Source organism: Streptomyces boncukensis (genome assembly GCF_011045075.1).
Classification (GTDB): Bacteria; Actinomycetota; Actinomycetes; order Streptomycetales; family Streptomycetaceae; genus Streptomyces; species Streptomyces boncukensis.
Map to the genome: position 1 here is coordinate 1 of NZ_JAAKZZ010000259.1, position 10,415 is coordinate 10,415.

At 74.5% G+C, this 10,415-nt stretch carries 7 protein-coding genes and 1 pseudogene; 6 read left to right on the forward strand and 2 right to left on the reverse strand.

The features are described from left to right. Positions 1–82 precede the first annotated feature (82 nt). Positions 83–1,096: an iron chelate uptake ABC transporter family permease subunit gene (locus G5C65_RS22410; protein ID WP_165300711.1), complete on the forward strand. Its 1,014-nt coding sequence runs from the start codon at positions 83–85 to the stop codon at positions 1,094–1,096. A gap of 6 nt (positions 1,097–1,102) precedes the next feature. Then, positions 1,103–1,981, forward strand: coding sequence for an ABC transporter ATP-binding protein (locus G5C65_RS22415; RefSeq protein WP_165300707.1), 879 nt, complete (start codon positions 1,103–1,105; stop codon positions 1,979–1,981). Between the two features lie 32 nt (positions 1,982–2,013). Here the strand turns inward: G5C65_RS22415 and G5C65_RS22420 are convergent, their stop codons facing one another. After that, on the reverse strand, positions 2,014–2,961 hold the full coding sequence (locus G5C65_RS22420) for a methionyl-tRNA formyltransferase (protein WP_165300708.1): 948 nt from the start codon (positions 2,959–2,961) through the stop codon (positions 2,014–2,016). Positions 2,962–3,076: 115 nt separating this feature from the next. On the opposite strand from G5C65_RS22420, the gene G5C65_RS22425 reads away from it, so the two are divergent. The 4 genes from G5C65_RS22425 to G5C65_RS22440 all read left to right on the forward strand — a co-directional run bounded on the left by G5C65_RS22425 (position 3,077) and on the right by G5C65_RS22440 (position 9,244). Beyond that, on the forward strand, positions 3,077–4,387 hold the full coding sequence (locus tag G5C65_RS22425) for a lysine N(6)-hydroxylase/L-ornithine N(5)-oxygenase family protein (RefSeq protein ID WP_420903348.1): 1,311 nt from the start codon (positions 3,077–3,079) through the stop codon (positions 4,385–4,387). Further along, entirely contained in the window at positions 4,384–6,111 is a 1,728-nt protein-coding gene (locus G5C65_RS22430; protein ID WP_338146584.1) for an ABC transporter ATP-binding protein, read from the forward strand. The genes G5C65_RS22425 and G5C65_RS22430 overlap by 4 nt, the downstream gene beginning before the upstream one ends. A gap of 101 nt (positions 6,112–6,212) precedes the next feature. Then, complete coding sequence (locus G5C65_RS22435) at positions 6,213–8,129, forward strand: ABC transporter ATP-binding protein (RefSeq protein ID WP_420903347.1); 1,917 nt, start codon at positions 6,213–6,215, stop codon at positions 8,127–8,129. 56 nt (positions 8,130–8,185) lie between these two features. After that, positions 8,186–9,244, forward strand: coding sequence for an iron-siderophore ABC transporter substrate-binding protein (locus G5C65_RS22440; RefSeq protein WP_165300710.1), 1,059 nt, complete (start codon positions 8,186–8,188; stop codon positions 9,242–9,244). Between the two features lie 28 nt (positions 9,245–9,272). Here the strand turns inward: G5C65_RS22440 and G5C65_RS22445 are convergent. Beyond that, positions 9,273–10,415: pseudogene (locus tag G5C65_RS22445) on the reverse strand (SARP family transcriptional regulator); the annotation flags it as partial.

Below are 10,415 nucleotides of genomic sequence, written 5' to 3' on the forward strand. Positions count from 1 at the left end.
CCCCGCGCCGTCCGCTTCCACGGAGGCGGCGGACGCGGGCGGCCGCACCCCGCCGCGCGCGTTCCGCACCTACCGCCTCGCGGTGCCGCCCGTCTCGGGGGTCTTCCGCCCCCGGCTGCTGGCGCTGTGCGCGCTGCTCGCCGCCGCGGTCGTCGGCCTGTTCTGCTGGGGCCTGTCGTTCGGGGACTTCCCGATCGCGGTCACCGACGTCGTACGGGCGCTGTTCGGCTCCGCCGACCCCGGCACCGAACTGGTGGTCCGGGAGCTGCGGCTGCCGCGCGCCCTGGTCGGGCTGCTGGCCGGGATCGCGTTCGGCGTCTCCGGCGGGCTCTTCCAGACCCTCACCCGCAACCCGCTGGCCAGCCCCGACATGATCGGGCTCACCCAGGGCGCGGGCACCGCGGTGGTCGCGGGCATCGTGCTGGGCTGGGACGGCGGGCTGGGCACCCAGACGCTGGGGCTGCTCGGCGCGCTGACCACGGCGCTGCTCGTCTATGTGCTGGCCTGGCGGCGCGGCACCACGGGCTACCGCATCATCCTGGTCGGCATCGGCATCGCCTGGATCTGCACCAGCGCCACCGACTATCTCGTCGCGCGCGGCGGCCGGTTCCAGGCGCAGGCCGCGCTCGGCTGGCTCGTCGGCAACCTCAACAACCGCACCTGGACCCATGTCACCCCGCTCGCGGTCGCGATGGCGGTGCTGCTGCCCACGGCGCTGCTGCTGGGCCGGCTGCTGCGCACGGTCCAACTGGGGCACGATGTCGCCACGGGGCTCGGCACCCGGGTGCAGACGGTCCATCTGGCCGTCCTGCTCACCGGCGTCGGGCTGGTGGCGTTCGCCACCGCCGCGGCGGGCCCGGTCGCGTTCGTCGCGCTCGCGGCGCCGCAGATCGCGCAGCGGCTGGCGGGCACGGCCTGGCCGCCCCCCGTCGCCGCCGGGCTCACCGGCGCGGCGATGGTCCTGGGCTCGGACCTCATCGCCCGTACCCTCATCTCCGGCACCGAACTGCCGGTGGGCGTCGTCACCGGCGTCCTCGGCGCGCCGGTTCTGCTCTGGCTGCTCGTCCGCGCCAACCGCGCGGGTTCAGGAGGCTGATGACCCATGTCGACAGATCCCCGGTCGACCCACCCGGACCTGCGGGCGCGGGGGGTGCGCCTGGCGTACGACAACCGGCTGGTCGTCGACGGCCTCGATCTGGCCGTCCCGCCCGGCCGGATCACCGCCGTCGTCGGCGCGAACGCGTGCGGCAAGTCCACCCTGCTGCGCGCCCTGGCCCGGCTGCTCGCACCCAAGGACGGCACCGTCCAGCTCGACGGCAAGGCCCTGCACTCCATACCCACCCGGGAGCTGGCGCAGCGCCTGGGCATCCTGCCGCAGAGCCCGGTGGCCCCGGAGGGCCTGACCGTCATCGACCTGGTGAACCGGGGCCGCTCCCCGCACCAGACGTGGTGGCGGCAGTGGTCGCGCGGCGACGAGCGCGCCGTGCACGAAGCGCTGGCCGCAACGAACATGACGGACCTCGCGGACCGGCCGGTCGACGAGCTCTCCGGCGGCCAGCGGCAGCGCGCCTGGATCGCGATGGCCGTCGCCCAGGGCACCCCGGTCCTGCTGCTGGACGAGCCCACCACCTATCTCGACCTCGCCCACCAGATCGACGTCCTGGACCTGATCACCGACCTCAACCGGCGCGAGGACCGCACCATCGTGATGGTGCTGCACGACCTCAACCACGCCTGCCGGTACGCGGACCACGTCATCGCGATGAAGGCGGGCCGGATCGCGGCGGAGGGCTCGCCGGGCGAGGTCATCACGGCTCAGACCGTGGCGGACGTCTTCGACCTGCGCTGCCGGGTGAGTGTGGACCCGGTCAGCGGTACCCCCTTGGTCGTCCCGATGGGCCGCCACCACCACGACGCGGAGCCGGTGGAGAAGGTGGCGGAAGTGGAGGAAGCGGCGGAGGCGGCGGCCCGGGTCCCGTAGCCGGGCAGGGGCTGCCCCTGCCCGGCAGCACGCTACGGCCGGGACGTGAGGTAGCCGCCCATCGTGCGGAAGTAGTCGCGCGCCGCGTACTCCGTACCGTCGTCGAGGCGGACCCGCTCCACCCGGAGGCCGGGGAGGCGGCCGGTGCGCGCCTCGGCCCCGGCGACGATGACGACGCCGTCGCCCTCGGGGATGAAGATGCGGCCCGGCGTCCCGCCGTAGGGCCGCTCGGAGACCGAGGCCGCGACGATCCGGAGCCGGCTGCCCCGGTGGTACGCGAACGCGTTGGGGTACGGGTCGCACTGGGCGCGCACCAGCCGGTCGAGGTCCTCGGCAGGCCAGGTCCAGTCGATGCGGCTGTCCTCCAGGGACCGCTTGTGGAAGAACGTGGCCCGGCTGCGGTCCTGCGGGATCCAGCGGGCCCGCCCGGAGGCGATCAGCTCCAGCGACTCGTCGACGACGGGCGCGATCAGGTCGACGGTGCGGTGGAACAGGTCGGTGACGGTGTCCCGCTCGCCCACCGGGACGGCCCGCTGCAGCAGCACGTCGCCCGCGTCCAGCTCCGCGTTCATCCGGTGCGCGGTGACGCCGACCTCCCGCTCGCCGTTGATCAGCGCCCAGATCAGCGGCGAGAAGCCCGCGTAGGCGGGCAGCAGCGAGTCGTGCACGTTCAGCGTGCCGTGCGCCGGGAGGTCGAAGACCTCCGGGGGGAGCTGGGTGCGCCAGTTGTTCGCGACGATGAGATCGGGGGCCGCGTCGCGCAGCGCGGCCAGCAGCTCCGCGTCGTCGGGGCGGTTGCGCAGCAGCACCGGGACGCCGTGCTTCTCGGCGAGCTCGGCGACCGAATCGTCCCAGATCTTCTCGTACGCGTGGTCGCTTCTGGGGTGGGTCACGGCCATGACCACCTCATGGTCGGACTCCAGCAGAGCCTGGAGCGTCCGGTGCCCCCACGTCTGATATCCGAACATGACGACCCGCATAGCCATTCCTCTCTCCGGCGACCACGTTGCAAGGTAAGCCTAACCTTATTTAATATCAGTGGCGCCGAGGTGAGAGGAAGTTGCGGTGAACCCACTGCTCGATGAGCCAGACACCATCCATGACGTGCTCGGAATCGGTTTCGGGCCGTCAAATCTGGCACTGGCCATAGCGATCGAGGAGCACAACGCGCGCGCTGCTCCACAGGAACGGCTCCGGGCCGCGTTCCTGGAACGCCAGCCCTCGGTCGGCTGGCACCGAGGGATGCTCATCGACGATGCCACGATGCAGGTGTCCTTCCTCAAGGACCTGGTCACGCTGCGCAACCCGGCCAGCGAGTTCAGCTTCCTGTGCTTCCTGCAGGAGCGCGGCAGGCTGGTGGACTTCCTCAACGCCAAGACGCTCTTCCCGCTGCGGATCGAGTTCCACGAGTACTTCGAGTGGGCCGCGTCCCGCGTCGCGGACATGGTGGCCTACGGCTCCGAGGTCACCGCCGTCGAGCCGGTGACCGGCGAGGACGGCGAGATCCGCTGGTTCGACGTGACCAGCCGGGACCCCGCGGGCTCCGGGCGCACCGTGGTGCGCAGAGCCCGCAACATCTCCGTCGCCGTCGGCCTGGAGCCGCACCTGCCGCCCGGCACCGTGCTGTCGGACCGGGTCTGGCACAACAGCGAGCTGCTGCCCCGGGTCGAGGAGCTGACGGGGTCCGGCCGGCGGGTGGAGCGCATCCTGGTGCTGGGCGCCGGGCAGAGCGGCGCCGAGGCGCTGGACTATCTGCACCGCTCCTTCCCCCAGGCCGAGGTCTGCGCGGTGTTCGCCAAGTACGGGTACACGCCCGCCGACGACAGCCCCTTCGCCAACCGGATCTTCGACCCCGAGGCGGTGGACGTCTACTACCGCTCCTCGCCCGAGGTCAAGCAGTCCCTGTTCGAGTACCACCGCAGCACCAACTACTCAGTGGTCGACATGGACCTCATCGAGTCGCTCTACTCCACGATGTACCGCGAGAAGGTGCTGGGCCGCGAGCGGCTGAAGGTGCGCAACGTCTCCCGTATCCGGGACGTCCAGGAGGGCGACGGCGGGCTGGACGTCACCGTCGAGTACCTCCCCACCGGCGAGCGCGAGACCCTCGGCGCCGACCTGCTCGTGCACGCCACCGGCTACCGCCCCCGGGACATCGGCGCGGTCCTCGGCGAGGCCGCCAAACTCTGCCTGCGCGACGACAACGACGCGGTGCGCATCGAACGCGACCACCGCGTGGCCCTCACTCCCCAGGCCAGCGCCGGAATCTACCTCCAGGGCGCCACCGAGCACACCCACGGCATCACCTCGTCCCTGCTGTCCACCACCGCCGTGCGCTCCGGGGAGATCCTGGACTCGCTGCTCGCGCACCGCACCGACCTCGCGACCGCGCGGGCCTCCAGGTGAGCGGGCCGGCCGCCGCCGCCGGGCCGAGCGGACGGGACGTGCTGCGTGCCGCCGTCGCCGGTCAGCGGCGGCGGCTCGGCATCGGCGCGGTCCTCGGCGCCGGCCACCAGGCGGGCGAGGTGCTGGTGCCGGTGCTCATCGGCGTGGTCATCGACCGCGCCGTCGCCGGGTCCGACGCGGGCTCCCTGGGCGTCTGGCTGGGCGTGCTCGCCGCCGTCTACGTGGGGCTCGCGCTCAGCTTCCGGTTCGGCGCCTGGTCCGCCGAGCAGGCCGGGGTCGAGGCCGACCACGCGCTGCGCGTCTCGCTCGTCCGCCGCGTCCTGCACCCCAGGGGCGGCGCCGAGGACGGCAGGCTCCCCGGCGAACTGGCCAACGTCACCACCGAGGACTCCCGGCGCGTCGGCGCCGCCGCCATGGCGCTGACGTTCGGCACCGCGGCGCTGCTCGGCATCGCGGTGTGCGCCGTCGTCCTGCTGCGCACCTCCGTGCTGCTCGGACTGCTGGTGCTGCTGGGCACACCGGTGCTGATGTGGCTCGGGCATCTGCTGAGCAAGCCGCTGGAGGCGCGCAGCGAGACCGAGCAGGAGCGCGCCGCGCACGCCTCGGCCGTCGCCGCCGACCTGGTGGCCGGGCTGCGGGTGCTCAAGGGCATCGGCGGCGAGTCCGCCGCGATCGACCGCTACCGCGCCACCAGCCGCGACTCGCTGCGCGCCACCCTGCGCGCCGCGCGCGCCCAGGCGTTCCAGCGCGGCATGGTGCTGACGCTGACCGGCGTGCTGATCGCCGTCGTGGCCCTGGTCGGCGGGCGGCTCGCCGTCGACGGCAGCATCAGCCTGGGGCAGCTCGTCTCGGCGGTCGGGCTGACCGTCTTCCTGATCGGGCCGCTGGAGGTGCTGGCCCAGGTCAACGCCGAGCTGGCCCAGGGCCGCGCCTCCGCCGCACGGATCGCCGCGGTGCTGGCCGCGCCGCACGCCGTGCCGGACGGCGACCGCGGCCTGCCGCAGCCGGTGCGCGGCGGCGTACGGCTGCGCGGCGTACGCCACGGCGGCCTGGACGGGGTGGACCTCGACGTCGCGCCCGGCGAACTGCTCGGCGTCGTCGCGACCGACCCCGCCCACGCCACCGCGCTGCTGCGCTGCCTGGCCCGGCACGCCGACCCGGAACAGGGCGCTGTGGAACTGGACGGCGTGCCGCTGAGCGAACTCGACCCGGGCGCGCTGCGCGAGGCCGTGCTCGTCGCCCACCACGACGCGGACCTGTTCGAGGGCACGGTGCGCGACAACGTCACGGCGTCCGCGACGGACCCGGCCGACAGCCGCGCGGCCGGGGTCGGCGCGGAGGCGGCAATGGAGGCCGCCGGGGTGACGCGGGACCTGCGGGCGCTGCCGGAGGGCGACGGCACCCGGGTCAGCGAGCGCGGCCGGTCGCTGTCCGGCGGACAGCGGCAGCGCGTCGCCCTCGCCCGCGCGCTCGCCGCCGACCGGCCGGTGCTGGTGGTGCACGACCCGACCACGGCGGTGGACGCCGTGACCGAGGCCAGGATCGCCTCCGGCATCCGGGAGATCCGCAAGAGCCGCACCACGGTCCTCGTCACCACCAGCCCCACCCTGCTCGCCGTCACCGACCGGGTGGCGCTGCTCGACGGCGGCCGGGTGGTGGACACGGCCCACCACTCCGTGCTCGTCGGCCGCCACGAGACCTACCGAACGGCGGTGCTGGCATGACCGGCGAGATGAACGACGAGCGCCCCGCAGGGGCGCGGGGCCCTGCTGACGAGCGGCTCCGCCGCGATGGGGGTCCCCCCTGTTCGAGCGAAGCCGGGAACGTGGGGGAGCACCAAGCCGACCACTCCGCCGCGGACGGCGACGCGGGCCCAGGAGCGGCCCCTGCCCCGCAGAAAGGCACCCCGCAAGAGGGGTCGGAAAGCGGTGACCGCACCCTGCTGCCCACCGCGACCCCGGCCCGCACCCGCGCCGCCGTGCGCCGGCTGCTGCGCCCGCACCGCGCCCTGGCGTACGGCGGCTTCGCCACCATGGTGGCGGCGACAGCGGTCGGGCTCCTCGTCCAGCCGCTGCTGGGCCGCGTCGTGGATGTCGTCGCCGAGCACCGCTCCGCCGACGCGCTCACCTTCCCCGTGGTGATGCTGATCGTGGTGGCCGTCGTCCAGGGCGGCACCACCGTGCTGGGCCTCTCGCTGGTGTCGAAGCTGGGCGAGACCGTACTGGCGCGGCTGCGCGAGCGGTTCGTGGAGCGCGCCCTGCGGCTGCCGCTGGAGCGCGTGGAGCGGGCGGGCGCCGGTGATCTCACGGCCCGGGTCACGGGGGACGTCTCCCGGGTGGGCGAGGCGGTGCGCGGCGCGCTGCCGGAGTTCGCCCGCTCGCTGCTGGCCATCGTGCTGACCCTGGTCGCGATGGCCGCGCTGGACTGGCGGTTCTTCCTCGCCGCGCTGATCGCGGTCCCCATCCAGGCGTTCACGGCGCGCTGGTACGTGCGCAGCGCCGTACCGCTCTACGCCCGGCAGCGGGTCGCCACCGGATCCCAGCAGCAGCAGTTGCTGGACTCCATCAGCGGCGCGGACACGGTACGCGCCTTCCGGCTCCAGGAGCCGCACACCGCACAGGTGACCGAGCGCTCCGCGGCCGCGGTGTCGCTGACGCTGCGCGGGGTGCGGCTGGTGCTGGGCTTCTACAACCGGCTGCACGTGGCCGAGTACGCGGGCCTCGCCGCGGTGCTGCTCACCGGCTACTTCCTGGTGCGGGACGACGCCGTGTCCATCGGCACCGCGACAGCCGCCGCGCTCTACTTCCACAGCCTCTTCACGCCGATCAACTCCGCGCTGCTGCTCCTCGACGACGCGCAGTCGGCGACCGCGTCACTGGCCCGCCTGATCGGCATCGCCGACGAGGTGGACGCGCGGGACCAGGAGCGCACGGCGCCGTCCACGGCGCCCGACGCGACCGACGCGAGCGACGCGACCGCCACGGCCGCCGCCGTCACCGCCACCGGGCTCAGCCACGCCTACGAGCCGGGCCGCCCCGTCCTGCACGGGGTGGACCTCACGCTCGCGCCCGGTGAGCGGGTGGCGCTGGTGGGGCCGACCGGCGCGGGCAAGACCACGCTGGGCAAGCTGGTCGCGGGCGTCCACGAACCCACCGCCGGCTCCGTCGACCTCAGCGCGGACGGGGCGAACGGGGCGCTGCCGGTGGCGCTGGTCACCCAGGAGACCCATGTGTTCGCCGGGCCGCTGGCGGACGACCTGCGGCTGGCCCGTCCCGGCGCCGACGACGCCGCGGTGCGCGCCGCGCTGGAGACGGTGGGCGCCCTGGAGTGGGCGGAGGCGCTGCCGGACGGGCTGCGGACCGTCGTCGGCGAGGGCGGCCACCGGCTGACCCCCGCCCAGGTGCAGCAATTGGCCCTGGCCCGGCTGGTGCTGGCCGACCCGCCGGTCGCCGTGCTCGACGAGGCGACGGCGGAGGCGGGCAGCACCGGGGCCCGCGCCCTGGAGCGGGCGGCGGCCCGCGCGGTCGAGGGCCGCGCCGCGCTCGTCGTCGCGCACCGCCTCACCCAGGCCGCCGCCGCCGACCGGATCGTCGTCATGGACGGCGGGCGCATCGTGCAGAGCGGCACCCACGACGAACTCCGTACCGCCGACGGTCCGTACGCCGCGCTGTGGGAGGCGTGGTCCGACAGCCGCACCGCCCCCGGATCCGGCTCCGCTCCCGGGTCCGGGGGCGGCCACTGATCCCCGACAGCCCCGACAGACGCGACAGTCCCCGACAGCAACCCGAAGGAACACTGATGTCCGGCTCGCTCAAAGGCACACGGCTCGCCGCGGCGCTCGCCACCGTGCTGACCCTCCTCGTCGCCACCGCGGCCTGCGGCTCCGACGACGACTCCTCCGACACTTCGGCCAAGTCCGGCTCCGGCGACGGCGCCTTCCCGGTGACCCTCCCGCACAAGTACGGCAGCACGACAGTCAAGAGCGAGCCCAAGCGCATCGTCACCGTCGGCCTGACCGACCAGGACTCCGTGCTCGCCCTGGGCAAGGTGCCGGTCGGCACCACCAAGTGGCTCGGGGACTACAAGGGCAACATCGGCCCCTGGGCCTCCGACAAGCTGGGGAAGGCGAAGGCGCCGACCGTCCTCAAGGACACCGGCACGGGGCCGCAGACGGAGAAGATCGCCGCGCTCCGCCCGGACCTGATCCTCGCGGTGTACGGCGGGCTGACCAAGTCCCAGTACCAGACCCTCTCGAAGGTCGCGCCGGTGGTGGCCCAGCCGAAGAAGTACAACGACTTCGGCGTGCCGTGGCAGGAGCAGACCGAGATCATCGGCAAGGCGCTCGGGCAGGAGGGGAAGGCGAAGAAGCTCGTCGGCGACGTCGAGGGGGACTTCAAGGAGGCGACCGCGAAGCACCCCGAGTTCTCCACGTCGCACGCGGTGATGGCCACGCCCAGCGACGGGCTCTTCGTCTTCGGGGACCAGGACCCGCGCTCGCGCGTGCTGACCGGCCTCGGCTTCAAACTCCCGGCCGGTCTCGACAAGGTGGTGGGCGACGAGTTCGGCGCCAACCTCAGCAAGGAGCGGACCGACCTGCTCGACACCGACGCGGTGGTGTGGCTGACCCCCGACCCCGACAAGGGGAAGGCGAAGCTGCACAAGAACCCGCTGTACGGCGACCTGAAGGTGGTCAAGCAGGAGCGTGAGGTCTACATCAAGGAGAGCAGCGACTACGGCAACTCCGTGTCGTTCGTGACGGTGCTGAGCCTGCCGTACATGCTGGAGCGGCTGGTGCCGCAGCTCGCCGCGGCCGTCGACGGCAAGCCCGCGACGAAGGTCCCCGCGGCGAAGTCCTGACCCCTCGCCCCCGCCGGCGGGGCAGCACCTACCCCGGGGGCACCAGCGCGGCCAGCTGGTCGGCGACCGGCCCGAAGGACACCGCGCCGCTGCCCGCGCCCGCCAGCTCGCCCCCGGCCGGGAGCAGTTCGGCGTGCAGCTCCCGCATCGTGCCGCGGTCGCCCAGCGTGACCGCGGCACGCGCGGCCAGGCACAGCCGGGCCTCGTACAGCGCGTCGCGCGGCGAGGGGGGCAGCTCCCGCAGCGCGGCGGCGGCCGCGGCGCCGCGCCCCTCGGCCAGCAGGACCAGCGGCCGCACCCACGGCTCGTACGGGCCCCAGGGCCACGCGCGCAGCTCGTCCGCGTCCAACTCGCCCGCGTCCAGCCGCAGGGAAAGGAGGGCCAGCGGCAGCAGCCCCTCCGCCATCCCCGGCATCCCGCTGCCCGCGAGCCGGGCGTGTGCCGCGCGGTACGCGGCCTCCGCCTCGGCGCGCCGCCCCGCGACAGCCGTCCGCAGCGCCCCGTACCACTGGGTGAACACGCCGACCAGCGGCAGCTCGTAGCGCTCGGCGAGCCGGTCGGCGGACTTCGCGTGGGCGTCGGCGGCGGCGAAGTCGGCGAGGGCGCACCGCGCCTGCAGGCAGACGAGGTGCCCCAGCACCTCGAAGGTCACCAGCTCGTGGCGGGCGGCCAGCCCGACGAGCCCGGCGCCGAGCCGGGCGCGCTCGGCGGCCAGCCCGGGGCGCTGGAAGGTGTGCATGAAGCGCGCGTTGAGGGCGAGGGCCAGCGCGCCCGGGCTGTCCGCGCGGCGCGCGGCGTCCTCCGCCGCGCGCGCGGCGCGCTCCCCACGCCCGTCGGCGGTGCCGCGCAGCTCCAGGGCGAGGGTGCTCAGCAGTCGGCTGCGCCGCTCGCCCCCAGGCTCCGGCCGCTCTTCGGGAAGCGCCGCGAGGGCGTCCTCGGCGGCCCGGACGATCCGGCGCGAGAGCGCCTCGTCATCGTTGCGGGGCCACAGCGCCGGCACGGCGAACGCGGAGAGCACATCGGCCGCCAGGGCGGGGTCCCCCGCCTCCGCCGCGGCGGCGAGCGCCTCGGCACGCAGGCTGCGGGCCCGGTCCAGGCGGCCGGTCACGGCGAGCGCGCGCCCGAGCCCCATCACATCCGTGAGCCGCTCCCGGACGTCACCGCCCCCGCC

Bases quoted from the DNA above. Each gene is read 5' to 3' on its own strand.
- G5C65_RS22415 (WP_165300707.1), top strand. From the start codon at position 1,103: ATGTCGACAGATCCCCGGTCGACCCACCCGGACCTGCGGGCGCGGGGG.
- G5C65_RS22420 (WP_165300708.1), bottom strand. From the start codon at position 2,961: ATGCGGGTCGTCATGTTCGGATATCAGACGTGGGGGCACCGGACGCTC.
- G5C65_RS22440 (WP_165300710.1), top strand. From the start codon at position 8,186: ATGTCCGGCTCGCTCAAAGGCACACGGCTCGCCGCGGCGCTCGCCACC.